Source organism: Providencia sp. wls1943 (assembly GCF_009706275.1).
GTDB classification, from domain to species: domain Bacteria; phylum Pseudomonadota; class Gammaproteobacteria; order Enterobacterales; family Enterobacteriaceae; genus Providencia; species Providencia zhijiangensis.
Map to the genome: position 1 here is coordinate 39,490 of NZ_WLTU01000026.1, position 22,274 is coordinate 61,763.

The 22,274-nt window shown below is 43.1% G+C and carries 29 protein-coding genes; 22 read left to right on the plus strand and 7 right to left on the minus strand.

All coding sequences use genetic code 11. From position 1 onward, the window contains the following. From phnU to nrdG, 12 genes are all read left to right on the plus strand, one after another. On the plus strand, positions 1–861 hold the full coding sequence (gene phnU, locus GKR48_RS15995) for a 2-aminoethylphosphonate ABC transporter permease subunit (RefSeq protein ID WP_154628800.1): 861 nt from the start codon (positions 1–3) through the stop codon (positions 859–861). 2 nt (positions 862–863) lie between these two features. Beyond that, entirely contained in the window at positions 864–1,661 is a 798-nt protein-coding gene (gene phnV, locus GKR48_RS16000; RefSeq protein WP_154628801.1) for a 2-aminoethylphosphonate ABC transport system, membrane component PhnV, read from the plus strand. Between the two features lie 155 nt (positions 1,662–1,816). After that, the gene (locus GKR48_RS18260) at positions 1,817–2,224 is read left to right on the plus strand and encodes a toxin VasX (protein WP_154628802.1); all 408 of its coding nucleotides are present in this window, start codon (positions 1,817–1,819) and stop codon (positions 2,222–2,224) included. Between the two features lie 24 nt (positions 2,225–2,248). Beyond that, the gene (locus GKR48_RS16010) at positions 2,249–4,210 is read left to right on the plus strand and encodes a T6SS effector BTH_I2691 family protein (RefSeq protein WP_154628803.1); all 1,962 of its coding nucleotides are present in this window, start codon (positions 2,249–2,251) and stop codon (positions 4,208–4,210) included. Next, positions 4,141–4,443: a hypothetical protein gene (locus tag GKR48_RS16015; protein WP_154628804.1), complete on the plus strand. Its 303-nt coding sequence runs from the start codon at positions 4,141–4,143 to the stop codon at positions 4,441–4,443. The genes GKR48_RS16010 and GKR48_RS16015 overlap by 70 nt, the downstream gene beginning before the upstream one ends. After that, positions 4,443–5,471, plus strand: coding sequence for a DUF6708 domain-containing protein (locus tag GKR48_RS16020; RefSeq protein ID WP_154628805.1), 1,029 nt, complete (start codon positions 4,443–4,445; stop codon positions 5,469–5,471). The genes GKR48_RS16015 and GKR48_RS16020 overlap by 1 nt, the downstream gene beginning before the upstream one ends. 88 nt (positions 5,472–5,559) lie before the next feature. After that, positions 5,560–5,709: a hypothetical protein gene (locus GKR48_RS18265; RefSeq protein ID WP_165480219.1), complete on the plus strand. Its 150-nt coding sequence runs from the start codon at positions 5,560–5,562 to the stop codon at positions 5,707–5,709. Positions 5,710–5,724: 15 nt separating this feature from the next. Next, complete coding sequence (pyrB, locus tag GKR48_RS16025) at positions 5,725–6,660, plus strand: aspartate carbamoyltransferase (RefSeq protein WP_154603006.1); 936 nt, start codon at positions 5,725–5,727, stop codon at positions 6,658–6,660. 10 nt (positions 6,661–6,670) lie between these two features. Beyond that, positions 6,671–7,135 carry an aspartate carbamoyltransferase regulatory subunit gene (gene pyrI / locus GKR48_RS16030; protein WP_036949112.1) on the plus strand — a complete coding sequence of 155 codons (465 nt, stop codon included), beginning with the start codon at positions 6,671–6,673 and terminating at the stop codon, positions 7,133–7,135. A gap of 92 nt (positions 7,136–7,227) precedes the next feature. Then, complete coding sequence (gene ridA, locus GKR48_RS16035; RefSeq protein WP_036949109.1) at positions 7,228–7,614, plus strand: 2-iminobutanoate/2-iminopropanoate deaminase; 387 nt, start codon at positions 7,228–7,230, stop codon at positions 7,612–7,614. A 444-nt stretch (positions 7,615–8,058) separates the two neighbouring features. Continuing rightward, on the plus strand, positions 8,059–10,197 hold the full coding sequence (nrdD, locus tag GKR48_RS16040; protein ID WP_272522501.1) for an anaerobic ribonucleoside-triphosphate reductase: 2,139 nt from the start codon (positions 8,059–8,061) through the stop codon (positions 10,195–10,197). A 31-nt stretch (positions 10,198–10,228) separates the two neighbouring features. Beyond that, positions 10,229–10,693: an anaerobic ribonucleoside-triphosphate reductase-activating protein gene (gene nrdG, locus GKR48_RS16045; RefSeq protein ID WP_154628807.1), complete on the plus strand. Its 465-nt coding sequence runs from the start codon at positions 10,229–10,231 to the stop codon at positions 10,691–10,693. Here nrdG and GKR48_RS16050 read toward each other — a convergent pair. Then, a complete protein-coding gene (locus tag GKR48_RS16050) occupies positions 10,690–11,127 on the minus strand; it encodes a YhbP family protein (RefSeq protein WP_154628808.1) in 438 nt (145 codons plus the stop codon). The two genes, nrdG and GKR48_RS16050, sit on opposite strands and share 4 nt — an antisense overlap. 358 nt (positions 11,128–11,485) lie before the next feature. Next, positions 11,486–11,737 carry a multiple stress resistance protein BhsA gene (gene bhsA / locus GKR48_RS16055; protein WP_154628809.1) on the minus strand — a complete coding sequence of 84 codons (252 nt, stop codon included), beginning with the start codon at positions 11,735–11,737 and terminating at the stop codon, positions 11,486–11,488. A 299-nt stretch (positions 11,738–12,036) separates the two neighbouring features. On the opposite strand from bhsA, the gene GKR48_RS16060 reads away from it, so the two are divergent. Then, positions 12,037–12,345 (plus strand): GIY-YIG nuclease family protein, encoded by a 309-nt coding sequence (locus GKR48_RS16060; protein WP_154628810.1) that lies wholly within the window; start codon positions 12,037–12,039, stop codon positions 12,343–12,345. Here GKR48_RS16060 and GKR48_RS16065 read toward each other — a convergent pair. Further along, positions 12,318–12,821, minus strand: coding sequence for a GNAT family N-acetyltransferase (locus tag GKR48_RS16065; protein ID WP_154628811.1), 504 nt, complete (start codon positions 12,819–12,821; stop codon positions 12,318–12,320). The two genes, GKR48_RS16060 and GKR48_RS16065, sit on opposite strands and share 28 nt — an antisense overlap. Then, positions 12,815–13,339: a ubiquinone anaerobic biosynthesis accessory factor UbiT gene (gene ubiT / locus GKR48_RS16070; protein WP_336431189.1), complete on the minus strand. Its 525-nt coding sequence runs from the start codon at positions 13,337–13,339 to the stop codon at positions 12,815–12,817. Before ubiT ends, GKR48_RS16065 begins: the two co-directional genes overlap by 7 nt. Before the next feature lie 380 nt (positions 13,340–13,719). Between ubiT and ubiU the strand changes: the two genes are divergently transcribed. From ubiU to GKR48_RS16105, 8 genes are all read left to right on the plus strand, one after another. Continuing rightward, positions 13,720–14,715 (plus strand): ubiquinone anaerobic biosynthesis protein UbiU, encoded by a 996-nt coding sequence (ubiU, locus tag GKR48_RS16075; RefSeq protein WP_154628813.1) that lies wholly within the window; start codon positions 13,720–13,722, stop codon positions 14,713–14,715. Between the two features lie 42 nt (positions 14,716–14,757). After that, positions 14,758–15,633 carry a U32 family peptidase gene (locus tag GKR48_RS16080; RefSeq protein ID WP_154628814.1) on the plus strand — a complete coding sequence of 292 codons (876 nt, stop codon included), beginning with the start codon at positions 14,758–14,760 and terminating at the stop codon, positions 15,631–15,633. Between the two features lie 128 nt (positions 15,634–15,761). Continuing rightward, positions 15,762–16,124, plus strand: coding sequence for a PAAR domain-containing protein (locus tag GKR48_RS16085; RefSeq protein ID WP_154628815.1), 363 nt, complete (start codon positions 15,762–15,764; stop codon positions 16,122–16,124). A gap of 53 nt (positions 16,125–16,177) precedes the next feature. Further along, a complete protein-coding gene (locus GKR48_RS16090) occupies positions 16,178–16,678 on the plus strand; it encodes a DUF4123 domain-containing protein (protein ID WP_154628816.1) in 501 nt (166 codons plus the stop codon). Then, positions 16,668–17,006, plus strand: coding sequence for a hypothetical protein (locus tag GKR48_RS16095; protein WP_154628817.1), 339 nt, complete (start codon positions 16,668–16,670; stop codon positions 17,004–17,006). The genes GKR48_RS16090 and GKR48_RS16095 overlap by 11 nt, the downstream gene beginning before the upstream one ends. A 1-nt stretch (position 17,007) precedes the next feature. Then, on the plus strand, positions 17,008–17,130 hold the full coding sequence (locus tag GKR48_RS18270; RefSeq protein WP_255425051.1) for a hypothetical protein: 123 nt from the start codon (positions 17,008–17,010) through the stop codon (positions 17,128–17,130). Between the two features lie 210 nt (positions 17,131–17,340). Then, positions 17,341–17,766: a Tox-REase-5 domain-containing protein gene (locus GKR48_RS17975; protein WP_442959391.1), complete on the plus strand. Its 426-nt coding sequence runs from the start codon at positions 17,341–17,343 to the stop codon at positions 17,764–17,766. 13 nt (positions 17,767–17,779) lie between these two features. Further along, positions 17,780–18,457 carry an Imm52 family immunity protein gene (locus GKR48_RS16105; RefSeq protein ID WP_154628818.1) on the plus strand — a complete coding sequence of 226 codons (678 nt, stop codon included), beginning with the start codon at positions 17,780–17,782 and terminating at the stop codon, positions 18,455–18,457. A 296-nt stretch (positions 18,458–18,753) separates the two neighbouring features. On the opposite strand, the gene GKR48_RS16110 is transcribed toward GKR48_RS16105, so the two are convergent. Beyond that, positions 18,754–19,044 carry a type II toxin-antitoxin system RelB/DinJ family antitoxin gene (locus GKR48_RS16110; protein ID WP_154603017.1) on the minus strand — a complete coding sequence of 97 codons (291 nt, stop codon included), beginning with the start codon at positions 19,042–19,044 and terminating at the stop codon, positions 18,754–18,756. A gap of 205 nt (positions 19,045–19,249) precedes the next feature. Between GKR48_RS16110 and GKR48_RS16115 the strand changes: the two genes are divergently transcribed. Beyond that, positions 19,250–19,729 carry a hypothetical protein gene (locus tag GKR48_RS16115; protein ID WP_336431191.1) on the plus strand — a complete coding sequence of 160 codons (480 nt, stop codon included), beginning with the start codon at positions 19,250–19,252 and terminating at the stop codon, positions 19,727–19,729. A 241-nt stretch (positions 19,730–19,970) separates the two neighbouring features. Here GKR48_RS16115 and GKR48_RS16120 read toward each other — a convergent pair whose 3' ends face one another. Together GKR48_RS16120 and GKR48_RS16125 are read right to left on the minus strand one after the other, a co-directional pair. After that, on the minus strand, positions 19,971–21,128 hold the full coding sequence (locus tag GKR48_RS16120; protein WP_154628892.1) for an ABC transporter permease: 1,158 nt from the start codon (positions 21,126–21,128) through the stop codon (positions 19,971–19,973). Beyond that, entirely contained in the window at positions 21,128–22,273 is a 1,146-nt protein-coding gene (locus GKR48_RS16125; RefSeq protein WP_154628819.1) for an ABC transporter permease, read from the minus strand. The genes GKR48_RS16120 and GKR48_RS16125 overlap by 1 nt, the downstream gene beginning before the upstream one ends. Between the last annotated feature and the right edge of the window lies 1 nt (position 22,274).

The window sequence follows — 22,274 nt, forward strand, 5'->3', positions numbered from 1 at the left end:
ATGTCGGCTATCAACCTGTCTAAGCCATCATCCATAAACCTAAAACCGTTTTATTGGATAGCGCCACCGCTGCTCGTTCTAGCGACGTTATTTTTTTACCCGCTGATGCTGATTAGCGAGCAAGCCATTCAAAGCCCCACGGGTGGCGTAAGCTTAGAAACGTTCTGGCAAGTCGTTGAGTCAAAAAGGTTTATTAGTGGTTTATTCAATACACTACACATCGCCTTTTTTGCCACTCTCGGCTGCTTAGTGCTTGGTTCGGTTCTATCCCTGATTCTGGTGTTTATTCCTTTTCCCGGAAGCCGTTTTATTACCCAAGTCATTGATACCTTTATCGCGCTGCCGACGTTTCTGATCACGCTCGCGTTTACCTTTATTTATGGTTCGGCGGGGTTACTTAATGGCACCTTAATGGCGCTGTTTGATTTTGAGCTGCCCCCTGTGGACTTTTTGTACTCGATTAATGGCGTGATTTTGGCAGAGATCACCGTGTTTACTCCACTTATTATGCGCCCACTCATGGCTGCACTACGCCAAATCGATAAGAGCCAGTTAGAAGCCGCCAGTATTTTAGGGGCACACCCTGCCCGCGTTATCAGCCAAGTCATTTTTCCTGCCGCGCTCCCCGCATTGCTCGCAGGTGGCAGCTTGTGTTTGCTTCTGACCACCAACGAATTTGGCATCGTGCTGTTTATCGGAGCAAAAGGGGTAAATACCTTGCCGATGATGGTTTACAGCAAAGCGATTCTAGAATCTGATTACAGCGTCGCGTGCATGATAGCGCTGATTAATATACTGCTGTCTGTGGGGCTATTTAGCCTGTATCGCATGGCAACAACCCGTTTTGGAGTGAAAAAATAACCATGTTAATCTGGTCTAAAACTGGGCGGGCCATTTCAACCGCTATCGCCATCACGCTGTTTTCTTGCCTGTTCTTGCTGCCATTAGTAATGATTTTAATGTCTAGCTTTAGCCGACAATGGAACGGTATTTTACCCTCCGGCTTTACCTTCGAACATTTTGTAAATGCGTTTCAAGGACCTGCATGGGAAGCGATTTTGTCCAGCCTGATTATCGGCTTTTGCGCCAGTCTATTCGCACTGTTTTGCGGCCTGTGGGCAGCCCTTGCCTTACGTCGCCATAGTGCGAGAGTGCAAAAATATCTGGGTATCGCATTCTACTTACCTAGCGCCATTCCGTCTGTTTCTATCGGTTTAGGGATCTTAGTAGCATTTAGCCAAGGCTATTTACAGATGAACGGCACCTTTTGGATTGTGTTTTCTGCTCATTTTGTTCTGATTTCCGCATTCACGTTTAGCAATGTATCCACTGGATTAACCCGTATTTCCGCAGATGTTGAAAATGTGGCATTCAGTTTAGGGGCTTCTCCGTGGTATCGCTTGTGCCATGTCACCCTACCGCTGTTGATGCCATGGATGATTTCAGCGCTAGCACTGAGCCTGTCCTTATCTCTCGGCGAGTTGGGCGCCACAATGATGCTGTATCCCCCAGGTTGGGCGACATTGCCAGTGTCCATTTTCAGCCTGACCGACCGCGGAAATATCGCCGATGGCTCTGCCTTGACTATCGTCCTCGTCGCTATCACGCTGTTATTAATGATGAAGTTGGAGAGAGTGGCAAAGAGATTGGGGCAAAGGTAAGGTAAAGTGCTCTTAGTTGATGCAAAGGTGCATTAAATACCAGCAATTTCTCAATGTTAACAAAAAGCATGCGATAGCAGTCAATAAATGTTAACTTAACCGAAATTTATTAATTTAGCATTAGTTAATTATTTATTTCATGGAGTAGAAATCGCATGGATCAGCCCTCTAAATCAGAAGGATGCAATTTTTGTCAGCGTCGAGGATTGCCTATCTTACCTGTTCGTCCAGCCATTATGTCGCAACAAGATGTTCTCCCTGTTATGCCCAATCATATTCAGGCTCCCGTTCTTGCTCAAGGTGAAACTGCTTATACATTAAGGTTATTACGCCCAGGATATCTCAATATTTGGGATGAAAGGGGAAATTCATGGATTAACTATTTTGTCACCGAGAATGGATTTTATTATCCCTTACCAGAGAGTGGTGAAGTGCCGGAAATGGTACAAAATGGGACCATCAAGCCTTGTATCACTGAACCATTAGAATTAGCTCGAGCGTCATTAGTGACATTACCCGTATTTCCCCCACCAATGAAAAATGGGTTATTTTGGTTCTCTTGATCCGAAGTCGAATGGACTGAAGCCGTGCGCAAGAAACATGAAGATAAAGCCTATCGTGAACGATATATGCAATGTTTTGATTTAGACAAATGGATAATGAATGGGCAGGAAAATCAAACATTATCCATTAATCTACTTCAGGATGTGGTGGCTGAATATAGTTATCAATCCCAAAATAATGACATTAAAAAATGGTCGCCTTTAATCTGGGAAAGTATGCACGCAATTAAAGGATTATCTTTAAAACAAGCAGCGAATGATTTGATGGCAGAAAAGGGAGCAATTATCGCATTGAATGATGCTCCTGCGGTTGTTCAAGATTTAGCCGCGCTAATGAACTACCGTCTTGAACATAATTTTGAGCGGCATCCAAAATATGAGCGTGGATTAGCGCTCTCGGCTTCTTTAGCGATAATGAAAGAGGCGATGTGCACCCAGTATGAGCGTGACAGAGTCGGTGAAGGGATATTATTCGAAAAAACAGCGAGAGACGGAATCGCAGTTAAAAATGGGACAATGTTGCCATCATTAGCCGCTCTTCAAGCTAACACCATACATAATGTTGTGGACCAATCACTAAAAATCCAAGTTGAACAGTATTGGGCTAAGTATGAAAAATATATTGATAGAGAAAAACAAGCCGCCTTTCTAGAGGATTATAATAAAGCGCTATCAATATACGACCAAGCTGTCCTTAGTCCTATGGTAACCCTATATTTGACTTACTTTACGGGTCAAAGCTTACTTGATTATTTCGACCATAATTTTGATCAGCAAAATATCCAGAGTGGAATGTTATTTACACAATCTATTTTAGACTGCATTGAAGGAATGCAAGATAAATTGGACGTTAAGCGCGTTTTCCAAGAGCAATTAACCCATTTTAAAATGTCGGAACAGAATCTGCTTCTGCGAGCTGCATTATTAAATCAACAGAGTTGGATTAAATGTATTGATGATGCAGTATCCTCTTCTGGTGGTGCTTATGATGACCTACCTTGGGATAAGGTCTGGGATGGATTTAAAGATATTAGTAACCATTATTTACTTCAAATTCAGTTAGTCTCTGAGAAATTTTTTAACGCATTAAGTAGTCAATTACTTGGTGTTTTGAATAAGGCTGTCAATAAAACCCCCTTACCAATACTGGTTGCTATATCTGCCATGAATGGCAAAAAACTCCTTCCTATCAATTATATTGGTGAGCGCAAGCATTTCCTCACAAATGCAGTAGAACAAATGGCATCCATGACGGATTTAGATAATAAAGCCTCTCATTCACGTCTCCGGCATTATTTAGAAATTGAAGAGCGCCGCGAACGAATCAGCGGATTACAGTTTGAAGGAAAACAAGAAGGTCGTTTTTTCGCAGCCATTGATATTAAAGAAGCCGAGCTATCAAAAAGTACACCGCCTCTTGAGCGCCCTCAGGTTGCGGTCAAGGCATTTCGCTCCGCCGAAGACGTCAAAAATATTGCATTTCCTAAAGAATGGCGAACAAAGTTAGCGCTAGCGAAAGGAAAAACAATCAATAAATTAGCCAATGATACCGCTCAATCTCTTCCTTTTGCGGGATGTATGTTTTCTGTGACGCTACAAGTTCACGTGTTATGGACAACCACGCAAGATGCAATGAAAGGGCAAGTGAACAATACGGAAGCGGTAACTAAATTTATTGCAAATATTATTTCAGCCGGAGGCGCGCTGTTAGATGCGGCTGAGCGAGTTATTTTTAAATTTCGCACATTGCGCATCAGTGCTCGGATACGGTTTAGTTATGGGGCAGTTCGGCTGAACAACATAAAGAATTCTCTTAAAAGCACAATACGATTCTGTGCCTGGTTTGGTGCTGTCGCCGTCGCATGGGATGTTTATCATGCATATGATGAGTTTGATAAAGAAAATTCTACTCTAGGATGGGCTTATACATTATCAGCGGTTGGTGGGGGAGCTTTATTTGGGCATCCTTATCTCCTGCCATATTAGCTTTTTTAGGTCCAATAGGCTTACTGATTGCGATTACCTTAGTCTTTGGGGCGGCAATTTTTATTGCTGCCTATAGCAAAGACGATATTCAAAAATGGTTATCAGCCAGCTTGTGGCGAAAAATCCCCGAGAGAGAACAAAATCAGGGGAAAATCCCCGTTATCTGGATGGACCGGCAGATGGAAATGAGCGAATTGATTAAGATTATCGGCTATACCGAGGATAATGCGTAATGGCAAAGAAAAATCGTGTGGGCTTATTAAGCCCCTTTACCGTTAACCGGCCTTTAAATCGTCGGGAAAAGCAACACCATTACCGTCAAGGGCAAATCAAAAAGCACGGTGGGGAAGCTGCAGTGCTGAATTTTGACACTGTCATCACCATGAATTCAACCTATTTGGAGGTGGTGGATAATGATTATGAGAAAATCGGGCAATTATCATCGTTGTTAATGGTGTTTTTCATAATATTTATGACTTTTTTGATTGCAATGATTATAGGAACAATTAGTCGAGATGGGTCATTAATATCTTTGTTTTTTCTCAGTGTTCTATGTATTTCATTTCTCTTTATATTAGGAAAATTTATTTTATTTGAATGGTTTCGTAAAACTCATTACCCCGTGCGCTTTAACCGTCAAAAACAGTTGGTGCATATCTATCAAACCAACAATCAAATCCTCACCCTTCCATGGAAAGATATCTATTTCACCACCTATGAGTGGCGAAATAATGTCAACTTAGTGGGGCATATTCTCGATAAGGATGGCGAAACGGTACTGAATACGTTCGGGTTCGGCTACTGGGGAGATAAATTAGAACTCGACCACTATTGGGAGTTTATTCGCTGTTATATGGAAGAGGATTGTCTTGAAGAGCTCGCAGACACAGTGACGCTATGCCCGCCTATTGCCGATAAAAAAGAGAGTTATATTTTTGGCTTGCAGTACATCATAAAAATGGAATCCCGCTTAGCGTGGATTTTCATCATTTTTATGTTACCCATCTATTTTATGGAAAGCCTTGCCCGCTTTATTGCCATGCAAACCAGTAAAATTCCTCAGTGGTCGCAAGAAGTACTCGATGATTGTATTGTCAGCCCAAATGACCCGATACAGGTAGATGCCCGCATCAATCCACCGCATTTATGGCGTTATGTGCTAGCAAATGAGCCACTGGATATCTATCAAGCCCGCTATGATAAGCAGCAATCAGCGAACCAGCGCATTAAGCATAAATTGGAAAAGCATAAAATAGACTAAACCAAAAATTTTTTCATTTTTCTGTTCGCAAACGCTTGCGTCATTGTGTCACACGCGTATAATGCGCCACAATTTGCCGGGAGAAACCATGAACACTGCTGCTCTATTTTTGAAAGAGAATACCGACACCGCACTGCCATCACGCGGTCAGGACAGCCTGTTTTTCCCCGCCGTATTGATAAAAAAGCCCCTCATTGAGGGGCTTTTTTTTGGCCTACTAGATAGCAAGTCTTGCTGATACAGGAGAATCACGATGCCGAATCCGTTATATCACCGCGACATAATCTCAATTAACGATTTAGATAAAACCGACCTTGAATTAGTTCTTAAAGTGGCCGCTTCATTAAAGCAGCAACCTCAACCCGAGTTTCTGAAGCATAAAGTTATCGCCAGCTGTTTCTTCGAAGCATCGACGCGTACCCGTCTGTCATTCGAAACCGCCATTCATCGTTTAGGGGCATCTGTCGTCGGCTTCTCCGATAGCGCCAATACCTCATTAGGTAAGAAAGGCGAGACTCTTGCAGACACCATTTCCGTTATCAGCCAGTATGTTGATGCGATTGTGATGCGCCACCCACAAGAAGGTGCCGCGCGTTTAGCTAGCCAGTTCTCAGGTTCTGTCCCAATTATCAACGCAGGCGATGGCTCTAACCAGCATCCTACCCAAACCCTGTTAGACCTGTTTACTATCCAAGAAACTCAAGGTCGCCTAGATAACCTGAAAATCGCTATGGTCGGTGACCTGAAATATGGCAGAACGGTGCATTCACTGACTCAAGCGCTCTCGAAGTTTGAAGGTAATCACTTCTACTTTATTTCCCCAGAAGTGTTATCGATGCCGGCTCATATCCTGAATATTCTGGATGAAAAAGGGGCGACTTACAGCCTGCATAACAATGTCGATGAAGTGATCCCTGAAGTGGATATTCTGTATATGACTCGCGTTCAAAAAGAGCGTTTAGACCCATCAGAATATGCCAACGTTAAAGCGCAATTTATTCTGCGCGCTCAAGACCTGCACAGCGCCAAAGATAATTTAAAAGTGCTGCACCCGCTTCCGCGTATCGATGAAATTACCGTGGATGTGGACAGCACCCCATATGCCTACTACTTCCAGCAAGCAGGGAATGGGATTTATGCGCGCCAAGCGCTGCTGTCTCTGGTATTAAATAAAGAACTGGCAATCTGAGGAGAAGACCATGACACACGACCATAAATTACAAGTTGAAGCCATCCGTTGCGGCACTGTCATCGACCATATCCCTGCTCAAATTGGGTTCAAATTACTGAAGCTGTTTAAGCTCACCAAAACCGATGAGCGCATCACTATTGGGCTGAATTTACCCTCCAGCAATATGGGCAAAAAAGACATTATCAAAATCGAAAATACCTTTTTAACCCCAGAGCAAGCCAACCAATTAGCAATGTATGCGCCGGAAGCCACCGTTAATCGTATTGAAGATTATCAAGTAGTCGAGAAATTAGACCTGAAATTACCGGAACAAATCGACAGCGTATTGGTGTGTCCAAACAGTAACTGTATTAGCCATAATGAACCAGTTTCTAGCAGTTTCCGCATTAAAAAACGCGCTAAACATGTGGCATTAACCTGCAAATTCTGTGAAAAAGAGTTCGATAGAGACGCCGTGATCAATAATCAGTAAGGTATTTAGGCGTAGACTGCGTCTTTGTGTGGATGCCGTTCCATGTCTATAATAGCGTCCAAACCCTTTTTTACGTGATAAACGGAGAAATTATGTCATACGAAATCAGCACCGAAAATGCACCAGCCGCTATTGGTCCTTACGTTCAAGGCGTCGATTTAGGCAGTATGGTTATGACTTCAGGTCAAATTCCTGTTGATCCAAAAACCGGTAATGTCCCTGAAGATATCGCTGCACAAACTCGTCAATCACTGGCGAACGTAAAAGCGATTTTAGAAAAAGCAGGTCTGGGCGTTGCCAACATCGTAAAAACGACCGTTTTTGTGAAAGATTTAAATGATTTTGGTACCGTAAACGCCACTTACGAAGAGTTTTTCAAACAACATAATGCGCCATTCCCTGCGCGTTCTTGCGTTGAAGTTGCTCGTCTGCCAAAAGATGTGAAAATCGAAATCGAAGCTATCGCAGTACGTAAATAGTTTTATTCAGTTTCAGATTGTCAATCTGATAGCCTGCTAACACATTGTCAGCAGGCTTTTTTTATTAGCTTCATTCTAAATATACTTATCAACTTTCAGGTTATTCACTGTATCTCAAGGCGATTTTCTTCTCTTCGTCACGTTTTGCCACGATAGCCCCTTGGATATATCCGCCACCTAACCTTATTGCTCACTAAATTATCGAACGCACAATTTAATTACTGCCTGCACTTTTGATATTCATACAAATTATTTTTTTCCTTGTTTTAAATCAAATTACCGTCAGCTAAAAAAAGGCAATATCCTACATATTGTGCTTTAATTAATTCAATAGACACTACATATAGTAAAAATTCACATTTCTTTCACAGGGATGCCCCATACTGATAAAAGATAATGGACGCTATCGCCAGTCCTGTGAGGGATTTAATAAGGAGTATGACAGTGAAAACGGTGGTTATAAAACGAGATGGTTGTCAGGTCAATTTTGATCTCCCGCGCATTCAAGAAGCGGTGCGACGTGCAGCCGCGGCGGTAGATGTCAAAGATGATGATTATTGTCTGCAAGTGGCTACGGTTGTTTCTGAACAACTGTGTCATCGAGAAAAAGTGGATATCGCCGAAATCCAAGATGCTGTCGAAAACCAGCTGATGTCTGGACCTTATAAAGATTTGGCACGTGCCTATATTGAGTATCGCCATGATAGAGATAGCGAACGCGAAAAGCGCAGCCAACTGACTCACGAAATCCGCGGCCTAATTGAGCAAAGTAACCTATCTTTACTCAATGAAAATGCGAATAAAGACAGTAAAGTCATCCCGACTCAACGAGACTTATTGGCAGGGATCGTCGCTAAACATTACGCTAAACAACACATTTTACCTCGCGATGTCGTTCTAGCTCATGAAAAGGGTGAAATTCACTATCATGACCTCGATTATGCCCCTTTCTTCCCGATGTTTAACTGTATGCTTATCGACCTTGATGGCATGTTAACCAACGGCTTTAAGATGGGAAATGCAGAAATCGAGCCACCAAAATCCATTTCGACTGCGACTGCCGTTACTGCACAAATTATTGCCCAAGTGGCTAGCCATATTTATGGCGGAACCACTATTAACCGCATTGATGAAATTTTGGCGCCTTATGTGGCTATCAGCCATGAAAAACATTTGAAAGTGGCCAAAGAATGGGGTATTACTAACGCCGAAGCTTATGCCCAAAGTCGCACTGAAAAAGAGTGTTATGATGCTTTCCAGTCCTTAGAGTACGAAGTGAATACACTGCATACCGCGAACGGGCAAACCCCCTTCGTCACCTTTGGCTTTGGGTTAGGCACATCCCAAGAAGCGCGACTTATCCAGCAATCTATTCTCAAAAACCGCATTGCGGGACTGGGCAAAAACCGCAAAACCGCCGTTTTCCCAAAACTCGTGTTTGCCATCAAAGATGGGCTGAACCACAAATATGGCGATCCTAACTACGATATCAAACAGTTAGCCTTAGAATGTGCCAGCAAACGTATGTATCCAGACATCCTCAATTACGATCGCGTGGTTGATGTCACTGGCTCCTTTAAAACACCGATGGGCTGCCGCAGTTTCTTGGGCGTCTATGAAGAAGATGGCAAACAAATTCACGATGGGCGAAATAACCTCGGCGTGATAAGCCTGAATTTACCGCGTATTGCGCTGGAAGCTCAAGGTAGCGAAGAGGCATTTTGGGCGCTTCTCGACGAGCGTTTAGCCATCGCCAAAAAAGCATTAATGACCCGCATTGCACGCTTAGAAAATGTCAAAGCTCGTGTCGCCCCTATCTTATATATGGAAGGTGCCTGCGGCGTTCGCTTAAAAGCCAATGACAGCGTAGCTGAAATCTTCAAACATGGACGCGCTTCCATTTCATTGGGTTACATTGGGTTACACGAAACCATCAATGCCCTATTTGGCACGCAGACTCATGTGTATGACAGCGAGCAATTACGCGAAAAAGCGGTCGCTATCGTCAATCGTCTGCGCCAAGCCACTGACGAATGGAAATCCCAAACAGGCTACGGTTTCAGCTTATACAGCACGCCGAGCGAAAATCTGTGCGACCGTTTCTGTCGCTTAGATACCGCTGAATTTGGCGTTATTGAGGGTGTAACCGACAAAGGCTACTACACCAATAGCTTCCACTTAGATGTGGAAAAACAGGTTAATCCTTACGATAAAATCGATTTTGAACAGCCGTATCCAGCGCTCGCCAATGGCGGTTTTATCTGCTACGGCGAATACCCGAACTTACAGCACAACCTCAAAGCCCTCGAAGATGTCTGGGATTACAGCTATCAGCATGTGCCTTACTACGGCACTAATACGCCAATCGACGAATGCTATGACTGCGGTTTTTCGGGTGAATTTTCGTGTACCAGCAAAGGCTTTACCTGCCCAGCTTGCGGCAACCACGATACTAATCGCGTTTCAGTGATCCGCCGTGTCTGTGGCTATTTAGGCAGCCCAGATGCCCGACCGTTTAATGCGGGTAAGCAAGAGGAAGTGAAGCGCCGTATCAAGCACTTGGGAAATGGGCAGCTTGGTTAATAAATCGATAAGTTAACGGCGTATAAATACCATGAATTATCACCAATATTATCCTGTGGATGTGGTAAATGGACCCGGTACCCGCTGCACATTGTTCGTCTCGGGCTGCGTTCATCAGTGCCGAGGCTGTTATAACCAAAGCACATGGCGCGTGGATTCCGGTATTCCCTTTACCCAAGAGATGGAAGACCAAATTATCCAAGATTTGCAGGATACGCGTATTCGCCGCCAAGGGCTTTCCCTCTCAGGGGGAGATCCTTTGCATCCTGCCAACTTGCCCGCCATTTTAGCGCTAGTGAAGCGAGTGAAAGCCGTCTGCCCAGATAAGGATATTTGGGTGTGGACGGGCTATAAACTTGATGAGTTAACACTAGAACAGCAAAAAGTGGTGAGTTTGATCAATACGTTGATTGATGGAAAGTTCGAGCAAGAACGGTATGATCCCGCGCTGCTATGGCGCGGTAGCAGTAACCAGATTATTCATCGGCTACGTTAAGCTTCACGTAACCAATGTAACTTGGTGCCAAAACCCAGCGTGTTATCCACCATTTTCACCGTCTGTAATTGGAGCTGCCAAATCGGCAGCTTCGCCTCTAGAGCGACAGGGAATCGCTGGCAATAAAATGCTTTCTGCACATCCACCTCTTCACCAGCAAATTGGCGAATTTCTCCCACAAATTGAATACCTTGAATTTTACCCACTTGCTTAGTTTGTGCAGAGATTGTTCCAGCCACTCGAGGATTTTCCTGCATTAATTGGCCGTGCTGCGAATCGGGGGATGTTATGAAAATTAAACGCATATTTTGGCGGTCAAAGGTGTAGTAGCAACTGGCAGCCCAAATATCATCTTGGTGAGAGGTAAACAGAGAAAAAACGTGTTGGCGAGCAATATAGCGCTGGATATGTTGTAAGGTGTTTTCGGGTGTCATTGCGAATGTCCATGTTAGACCGTTCAGAACACGCCCATAAAAATGGCAGGGCGTGCTTAAGCTGTTCTGAACGTTATCTGTACTTAGTTCGCACTACTATAACTTACTCATTCGAGTTGCACCTAACATAAGGTTTTATATCAGCAATGCTAGCACTCGAAGCTACTGCTCAAAATCGACCATACTTCCCTTCTAGTTCCCCCCTCTCCTCCTCGCTTTTACTCTAAATAATTCGAGTTGCAGCTAGGCGGCAAGCGAACGAGTCGCTAGGAGCATACACTAGTATGTGACTAGTGGGAGTGAACGCAGCCAACAACGCTGCGGCTCGAAGTATGACGAGTAAATCTGACGAGTAGAATTATTTGTAGATTGCTGCTGTACCATTCATCTCATTCTCACCGCTTGCAGAAATCACACGGAAAGATTTTGCGCCAGCTTCATCAGCTTTTTTGGCTAATTGTGCAGTCAGGTCATTTACACTTGCAGCACCACTTACAGACACATAACCAACTGCTGGCTCACTAGCTTGTCTAACTTCTTCAGCCGCCATTGAACCAAATGATACAGCACCTAAAGCTAAAGCAGCAGCAAATAATGTTGTTTTTTTCATGGTAAACTTCCTCATTGTATGTTTGATATTTACAGGGTTTTTTCGTGTTCCCCTGTGATATGGATCATACTATGCGCTTTATTCTGAGATGAAAATTAGCTAATTTTGCTATAGTTATTCAAATTAATTGAACGATAACCTATGTTGAGGTTACAAATTTGTGACGGGTTTATATCATTTTTTATTTATAATTTAGTATGTTATAAACTTTATGATCCGCAAGAAAATTCGCTGCAAGCCAACTAAATTCTCCTTATAAATCAGCACAGAATGCTAAATTAAATAACAAGAAAAACAAAATGACACAGCAAAATTGGTCTCTTTACTTAATTCGGCAGAAAAATAACGCGCTATATTGTGGGATCACCACCGATGTTCAGCGACGTTTTCAACAGCATGAAGCGGGAACAGGTGCCAAGGCACTAAAAGGTAAAGCGCCTTTGACCCTCGTTTTTCATTGTACTGCAGGGGATCGTTCTGAAGCATCTCAATTAGAGTATCGAGTTAAGCAATTGAGTAAGCAGGCAAAAGAAAGGCTGGTCACTGACCAGCCTGATGATTTACAGCATTATTTAGCGGCTTACACATTGTCAAAATGCGATGAGTAAGTGACTTCGCCTTTATGCTGGTCAATTGCGCCATTTTCGAGTCCGTAGACAAGAAAATGTTTTTGTAAACTTGGCCATTGGCAACGTAATTCATGGTTGGAAGCGGGTTCGAAACCCAAACGCCCGTAGTAACCCTCATCACCGAGAACGACGACAGCCCCATAACCAAATTCATTTAAGCTATCTAACCCTTCATAAACCAATTGTTCCGCGATACCTTGACCTTGATAGGCTTTTTTAACGGCTAATGGGGCGAGTCCTACCCATTGAACATCTTCACCATTCACATCAACCGGAGTAAACCCGACATAGCCAATAACTTCGCCGTCATCGTTGGTCGCCACCACACCAAGGGTCAGTAACCCATCTTCACGCAGGTGCTGAACAAGATCTGCCTCACCCTCAGTTGGGAAGGTTTCACGTAATAGCGTGTCGATACCCATGGCATCAACCGGGATTTCTACACGTATCAGCATGAGGTTAACACAGGCGTTTTATGCTCTGCGTCCTCACTGTCTTGTACCGTTTTAATCACATCAGCGAGCTGTAATAGACCAAAACGTAAAGGCGCGGGCATATTTTCAATTTCGAAGGCATCCATCAAGTTTTTAACATACAAACCTAATTCAGTATCCCCTTCAATCACCAAACGACGTTGGAAAAAGAGCGTATCGGGATCTTCTTTGCGGGCTGCGATCAATACCAGATCATTGGCATTGCCGCTGACACTGACATCCGGTTCAGCCTGCTTTTGTACCACCAGCTGACTCTCTTGTAAGCTGATAAACCAAACAAGCTCTAAATCTCGGATCTCAACTTTCAGCCATTTCCCTTCCAGAAAATCGAGTTCGCCTTCTTTAACAGATTCACGAAACTGCCAACTTAATAGTTGTTCGAGTATTTGACGCTGTACGACAAATGGGGTCACTTTCAATGGAAACTTCAAAAATGAAGGGCCTTGAGTGATCAGTTGAGAACGAATTTTACCAAACACAGTACTAACTCCCGTATCAATTATCTGTCCACCACGCAGAACTACCGGTTAAAGCAGCCGCTTGGACAATTTTAATACCTATAATGACTAAGATTATAGATAACATTGATGTGTAGATGTAAAGATAGTCAGAGATATATCGTTATTTATCCGATATAAGGACATATTTTGCCAAAAAATAACCTGATGATACCGATCCTATATCAATCTTTATCCATCTCGCCAATATTTATTTTCAATAATCTCTACACTTTTATAATAGTCACGAAATAACTATCTCGCCTACAACATTCCAAGCTTCTCTGCGCTAAATCAAAACCTCTACTAGACCCCTTGTCTAGAATGATCAATTGCTAAATTTTTATACAGAGAAAAAGCTAATGGAATTACTCTGCCCTGCGGGGAATTTACCTGCCTTAAAAGCTGCTGTTGATAATGGTGCCGATGCGGTGTACATCGGACTCAAAAATGATACTAACGCGCGTCATTTTGCAGGTTTGAATTTTACGGAAAAAAATCTGCATGAAGCAGAGCGTTATATCCACCAGCGTAAACGTAAATTGCATATTGCGATAAATACCTTCGCTCACCCTGATGGTTATCAACGCTGGCAAAACTCTGTTGATTTGGCGGCTGACTTAGGAGCCGATGCTCTGATCCTCGCCGACATTGCTATGTTAGAGTACGCAGCCAATAAATACCCGCATATTGAACGCCATGTTTCTGTGCAAGCTTCCGCGACCAACACGGAAGCCATTCGTTTCTATCAGCGTAACTTTCAGGTACATCGCGTTGTGCTCCCTCGCGTGTTATCGATTCACCAAGTGAAACAGCTCGCCAAAACCAGTCCGGTACCGCTGGAAGTATTTGCTTTTGGTAGCTTGTGCATTATGGCTGAAGGCCGCTGCTATCTTTCTTCCTACTTAACGGGAGAATCCCCGAATACGGTCGGCGCTTGTTCTCCTGCGCGTTTTGTTCGCTGGCAACAGACTGAAAATGGCATGGAATCACGACTGAATGATGTGCTGATCGACAGCTACCAAAAAAATGAAAATGCCGGCTATCCAACCCTGTGTAAAGGGCGCTATGTGGTCGATGAGCAGAAATATCATGTGCTTGAAGAGCCTACCAGCCTCAATACCATTGAGCTACTCCCAGAGCTAATGAGTGCCAATATCGCTTCAGTAAAAATTGAAGGTCGTCAACGCAGCCCTGCCTATGTCACCCAAGTGACCAAGATTTGGCGTCAGGCCATCAATCGCTATAAATCCAATCCAGACGGTTTTGTGACAGATCCTAGGTGGCTCAAAGCCCTTGGTGACCTTTCTGAAGGTAGCCAAACCACCCTTGGTGCGTATCACCGTAAGTGGCAATAACTGGCGCACATCATTCATCAGCATGGATTAATGGGTAACATAATGAAATATGCATTAGGCTCAGTACTGTACTACTGGCCAACATCAACTTTACAGGATTTTTATCAGCAGGCAGCAGACAGCGACGCGGATATTATTTATCTCGGAGAAACAGTATGTAGCAAACGCCGCGATATGAAACCCAATGACTGGATTGATCTCGCGAAACAGCTAGCAGGAAGCGGTAAACAAATTATTCTCAGCACCCTTGCGCTGTTACAAGCGCCCTCTGAGCAAAAAGAAATCAGTAAGTTAGTCGATAATGGCGAGTTTTTGATTGAAGCGCACGATTTTGGTGTCGTCAACATGCTGGCAGAGCGCAAATTGCCTTTTGTGGCAGGCCATGGGCTTAACTGTTATAACGCCCCCTCACTGAATATTTTGCTGCGCCAAGGCATGATGCGCTGGTGTATGCCTGTTGAGCTTTCCCGTGATTGGCTGGTGAATTTGCTCAATCAATGTGAAGAGTTAGGCATTCGCGATCAGTTTGAAGTGGAAGTTTTCAGCTACGGTCATCTGCCTTTGGCCTATTCTGCCCGCTGCTTTACGGCGCGCTCGGAAAACCGCCAAAAAGATGAGTGCGAAACCTGCTGCATTAATTACCCGCAAGGACGTAAAGTGATGTCACAGGAGCAACAACAAGTTTTCACGCTTAATGGTATCCAAACTCTGAGCGGCTATTGCTATAACTTAGGCAACGATATTTCGTCCATGCAAGATTTGGTGGATATTGTGCGGGTTTCCCCTGAAAGCCTTGAGTCCCTCGATGTGATTTCGCAGTTTAAAGCCAACCAATACGGGCAGTCCCCACTCACTATTCCCGACCAAAGCTGTAATGGCTATTGGCGTAATATTGCAGGATTGACCCTAGAGGGGTGATGAATTTTTTCTATTTTGACTTGATGATCTGTAATTAGTCTTATTCTTTAAGTTAAATTTAAGTTCACCATTGAAAATTTAAGTTAAGTATAAAATAATCAGTCCTCCATTATGGATGAGGACTGATTATGGCAATAGGATATTTTTTACGGGTGGGTGACCGAACAACCTGCGGAGGTCAAATTCTTAGCGGTGATCCTACGCTCTCTTGGTACGGTGTAGCCGGTGCTAGAGAAGGGGATCTTGTTAGCTGCGGTAAACGTTCTGGGCACTTTTATATTATTGGCGGCTGCCAAAGTGTTTGGGATGAAGGACGGAAAGTCGCGGGAACACTTGAAAGCATCAGTTCATGCCCCTGTCGTGCTCGTTTCATTAATTCAATTCAAGACTGTTATAGTGATGAATATAGCGATAAAAGTAGCGCTATCTCCTCGGTATCTACATCAATTCCCCCTTCCATTGTTACCAAAAAATCTGTATTAGTTGCTTAATGAAAGCGGCCGAATCTGGGCAAATGCTTGTAGTTAGAGAAGGATGATGATTAATGAATAATCCGCATCCTATTTTTAATTATTCCAAACGTTATCCTACTACAAAACATTATTGTTTGATTTGCGGTTTACAGTATGAACGTTATTTTGATAAAGAAATTCAACATCATTATGGTGCAACAAGCCCGCTCTTTAAACAATCTTCCGAGGCTGAAATCGCGTGGGCAGGACCTTGGTTGATTGATGTGACTCATCGGCATGACTTGCTGGTAGATTTAATGAAATTAGAGACTAAGTTTCCTGCATTATCTTGGCTGGTCAGTGACTTATCGCTGGATAAATTAGCTTCCCACTTCTCTGACCAGCTTAATGTGAATTTACCTGATGGCAAAACGGCCTTATTCCGGTTTTATGACCCCCGCGTGACGCACAATATGCCCCAAGTTCTCACCCTTGAACAATTTAATGAGATAACGATGCCTCTCATTGCATGGTATTACCGCTTTGAAGGGCAATTTTATGCATTACAAGGAGGGCGATTGAATGCAGTTTAGCGAAGGACAATTGACCAAAATTCAAAACATCGAGCAAAGCGATTATATTGCCAAAGTTATTGCTGATTTTTATCAGCATCATTCTAATAAATTACAGGTGGTTGAAACATTAAATAGCCGCCTGCAATCTGCTTTTCGGTATTTGTTATCCCTAGGGTTTACCAAAGAGCCTTTAATTCGTTCTTTTTTGTTCTATGAAGCGTGCTCCCCTTACTTTTATTTGAAGACTGAAATAAGAGATATGCTAGAAGAAAACGGTCGAAATCCAGAGCAGCAATACCAAGATTTTTTACGGATAGCCATGAAATTGATTGAATGGAGAACTTAATATGCCAGTTCCTTTAATAGTTGCAGGGGCGGGATTAATGACACTGGGTGGACTCGCCGCAGTGACACAAGAAGCATCAAAAATCGGCTTTCCTTCTTCGTCAGGTAGTGACGATGATGAATGAGGAAATACCCGTTATGAAGATAAAATTCGGGAATATGAAAGTATTGCGATAGGTGGCGAGTTTGATGATGAAGAAAAGAAACGAGGCAATAATCAAGGTGCTGCTGTAGGTGCTACAGCCGGGGCATCTGTTGGTGTTGCTGCCATTGAAGCCAGTAAAGGCTGTCAGGATTGCCCTGCGATCCCTTATATTGTTCCTCACGAAAATGATATTACCAATACACGCACTCCCAATGCTTATGCGTATCAGGCAAGAATTTGTAATACGCAGATCAGAACAGTCGATACCCCCGCAGGTCAAATGAGATACATTGATGAATGGAAATGCACAATTCCTGTGCCAACCAGAACCAAAAATCCTTTAGTGGAGTTTGATGGCTGGAAGCCTGATGAATGCAACTATATTGAAACGAAAGATAATTATGAATTTTTCTTTAATAGTAAAGGTGAGCCAAATTTGTTCATGAATGAGCATAATAAAATACTTAAGCAAGCCGGAGAACAAAATTGGTTGTGTTACAGTCAATTTAAAAAGAGGTCATTTATTGATTGGCATTTTTCACATAAGAAAATGTATGACCTTTGCAAAAAAATATTAATAAAATTATCACAAGTGCAAACGCACTATTCACCATAGTCTTGAGGTGGTTATGAATTTATCAATTAGTTTAGATACTGAGTTACTCGAAGAAATGTCAATTCCATCTTTAATTGATATTTTTAGTCATATGATTTTAACATGTGAATCAATTACTCATGAAAAAGAAGGCGCATGGTATTTAACTGGCGATACTCTAGAAGAAGCATTACAGAAGAAAGCATTTAACCTATACACACCGACTGATTTATTAAAAAATATTCCTTATTTTGATTGGATGGAATCAATATGGGCTAATGAAAATAAAGCATTAGATATAAAGTATACTAGTTCAGGCCTAAAATATAGCCTAGAGTTTAAAATACGTAATTTAAGTGTATTAAACAAGGCAACTATAGTTAAAGCATTAAACTATTACATTGAAAATTATAAAATAATTTGTATTCAAGTTGATGTTAATGGCTATTGGTATAATGATAAAAATGTTTTTCCAGACAGACTTCCCGTTGGCTGGATGCTTTATTTAAATAAAAAAATAACGCAACAACAGCTCCCCATAGCAGCTCAGCTTATCCATATTGATAATGAAAAAAATCACGGAACATTAATTATCAGTACTGACCATGTTTTTGATGGTGAAAATAAAGATGATATTAAAAAAGCCAATGAAATCGAAATTCAGCTTGCTGGGTTGGGGTTATTGCCGTTAATTCGAGAAATATATCGTTAGATTTTTAAGCCGTGTAGAAAGAGTACGACGATGGCAAATAATTTTCTTATCCCTCGACCAAAGCTATAATGGCTATCGGCGTAATATTGCAGGATTTACCCTAGAGGCGTGATGGGCTTTTTCTATTTATGAGAGGCTCTTTATTGAGCCTTTTCATTCAATTAGCCAAATAGTTCACTATGTGAGCCTATATCAATGAAAGTCACTAAGCGCCCATCATCAGAAAGTCAATATACGAGCAGGAAATAATCACCACCAATATGTAATTCCCCTGCACCACCCCACATTGGGCGCGTTTATGGCTTGTTTTTTGACTCACTCTTCGTTAGCTCCAACATCATCTCATCCAATGAAGAATACTGTTGCTCAATAAGCGCGGCTTCTTTTAAAGCCTGAGCAGTTTTCGCAGAAGGCTGTTTGCGTTTAATTTCAAAAGGAACCCCCTGTTCCTGAACAACCTGCTCAAGAAACAATCGGATCGCGGCACTAATGGTCAGTCCACAATCTTGCAACACACTGGTTGCCTCAGCTTTTAGTTGCTCATCAATGCGACTACGAACATCCGTCGTTTTTAATAAAGCAGTCATAAAATACCTCACCGTCATAATGTAGCTACATTGTAGCCACCTTTATGTTTAAATATACCATTGCGTGACAACCTGTGTAATTCTTCATCAATAACCTGTCTATACCCAGAATATCCCCCAAACAGATACGCAGTTACTCCTTTTGAATTCAGTTGACGTGCTGTAGATTAGATAAACAAACTCACAGACTAATAAGGAAATACCCGTGATAAAACGTCCCCTGATCGTCATGACACTTTTTTTAGCGGGATGCTCAACATCCCTTGAGTACACCAAAGCGGATCTCGAAAAAAACCAAGAAGTGAGTTACTCCGATTCTGGGTACTATCGCGTGGTATTTAAAGGGAAAAAAATTCTTTCAGTACCTGAAAATGCCCATATTGTGGCAGGCACTGAAGATAATGCGGTTGGAAAACTTAACCAAGATGGCAAAACAGGTGAGTTTGTGATTGTAGGCCTTGCAGCCAAAAGCAATGGCAACATTAGCTCCCAAGTGGGTGGTCACGATTATAATTTGAATTTCCTATTAACCGATGAAAATGATTTACCACTTTCATCAGTCAATTACATCATTATCAATGACTGTAATGGGGAAACTTATTCGGGTAAAACCAATGCTAACGGACGTACATTCTCAGTTTCAACGCCCGAAGAGTGCAACTTAAGCCTCAGCGTTGTAGAGTAAAATGCAGTGGAATAAAAGATTGTAGCGTAATTGTTCAAAATGAGAGGTTGGAAACCAACCTCTCAGACCATTGACAAACCCATCAGGTTTGGAAATGGCTCTTTTGGGTTGTAAAATTAACAAGGAAAATCAATTTATTGATTTTCGGCTGATAACACAAAGCAGGAAAAACGACGCTTTTATCCTGCTTTGTCATCAACCTCAGAGGTTGGAAACCAACCTCTCTGACGATTATTTATGGCTATTTATGAAAATGTTTGCGCCAGCGATGCAGCGCATGGCTAATTTGGCGTAACTCCCCATCTCGCAGCATGCCAATAAACACACCGATAAACGAGTAAATCACCCCAAGCACCAGCATCATCACAATATCCATCAAGATATCCCTAAATGGCAGCCCCATTTGGTTGATCCCCGCCATGGCGTTAGTCGCCCATGTGGATGGCAACGCAGAGGCAATCATCCGTACCCAGTCCGGCATGGCTTGCAATGGCCAAATCGTACCGGACATATAGAACACCGGCGTGGTGATAAACGCCAATGTCAGGTAGATCATTTCCACACTACGCAAACATTCCGTGACCAGCTTCCCTAACCCAATAACGGCGAGTAAGAATGGGAACGTCAACATCCAAATCTGGTACAGCGGCGCTTCTTGCCGATAGCCCAAAATCCATGGCCATAAGGCAAAAAACACGGTCGAAAGAAATAACCAAATAGGCACCAGTGCCGACAACGCACCAAGGTAAACCGCTAATGGGGGTTTGCCTTTTGGTGTAGAGCGAATGGCAATACTGACCCGCACGCACGCAATTAATAAGGAGTGCTGCAATAACATCACCAGCAGGCCAGGAAAAATAATGGCCGCAAAGCTAATACCGGGGTTATACAGTGGCTCTGTCTCACTGCGAACAGGGGCAATAATCACTTTCGCTTGTTCAGGGCTAAAGCCTGCTTTTTCCAGTAACTGGGTGTTATAGGCGCTCAATAGCGTTTGATACGCTTTTGATAACTCTTGCTGGATTTGCCCACTGGCTAAACGGTTTGTGGCATCCCCATAAACCGGTACTGTGATATTTTTGCCACTAAGCAGATGCTTTTCAAAATCTGTTGGAATGATCACGATAGCGAATAGCTGCCTCGCAATCATATCCTGCCGCGCTTGGGCTAAATTATCGTAACTGTGTAGCTGAACTTTGGGCGTGGCGTCTAAATCGCGGATCAATTCACGACTTGCGCCTGAATGATCCATATCGATAACCGCCACAGGTAGATCCCACAATACCGGGCGCGCATAGACCAAACTCATAATACAGAGAGAAACGAGCAGCAGCAGCCACATCGGTTTCTCCAGCATGCCCAGCAGTACCTTTTTAAACGTCGCAAAATAGACCGTCATCATACGATACTTCCTTGGGTTTCTAGCCGTTTCACTAAGCGCTTACGGATCAAAAATGCCGTCAGTAACGGATAAATCAGCAAGAATAGGCACACTTGCACAATGCGCTCAAACGAGATTTCCCGTAAGAAAATATCAAACATGGCATTTAAGGTGTGAGTAAGCGGCTCCACGTTCGAAATAATCCGTGCGGGCAAAATCATCGAGAGTTCCGGTACTGCCATACCTGAAAACGCTAAGGCAATACTCACCAGCATCCCGATTAAGCTGTACGCCATTATCGCGCTGGACGTGAAGCTAAACAGCAGTAACCCGATACTTTGCGCCGCTATCACATAGAAGAAGCCCACCAGCATCATATACAGCGGGTTCCCTACCACTTTTGCATCGAAGATAGTGACTAGGGCCGCCAGTTCCACAATCAGTAACGTCGTGAAAAATAACGTATATGGCGCCATTTTGCCTAGCAGTGCCATTGAAAATGGCTTCACGCTTTGAAGAATGGTGCCGCGAGACATGGTGTAAATAGTGGCAGTGACCACAAACAGTTGCAGCATATGGATGGTCGCCGCAAATTGTTGGTAATAAATATAGCTGCCACTTGGGTTAAAGAGGCTATCGTAAGAGAGCGTAACTTGCGCCAATGCCGGTAGAGATTGCCCCATCGATTTTGCCATTTCTTGACGGTATTTGGCGTTAAGTTCCGCGACTAAGCCACTAAAATCTTGAATGGCATAACTGCCGGATGCGTAAAATAGCGCATTGTAGTACATGCGTAATTCAGGCTGGCGTCCTCGCAATATATCCTCTTCAAAATTTTGGGGGATATACAGCAAGGCATAATCTTTGGCGCTGCCCAGCTGCTTGATGGATGTCACTAAGTTGCCATCAATCGCTTTCACTTCCGCATGAGGACCCGCGTCAAGATCGCGAATAATTTGCCTTGAAATGGGGCTATTGTTGTTATCTACCACCGAAACTGGCACATCCATCAGCGTTCCCTCTGAGAAGTTAGCACTGACTAACGTAAACAGCATCAAAGGGAATAGCCAACTCAGCCAGTGAAAGACTGGGCTGCGGATCGCCATTTGGGTTTCGCGGCTAAAGGCATGTTCAAAACCATGCCAAGCGAATTTGAGTTTCATG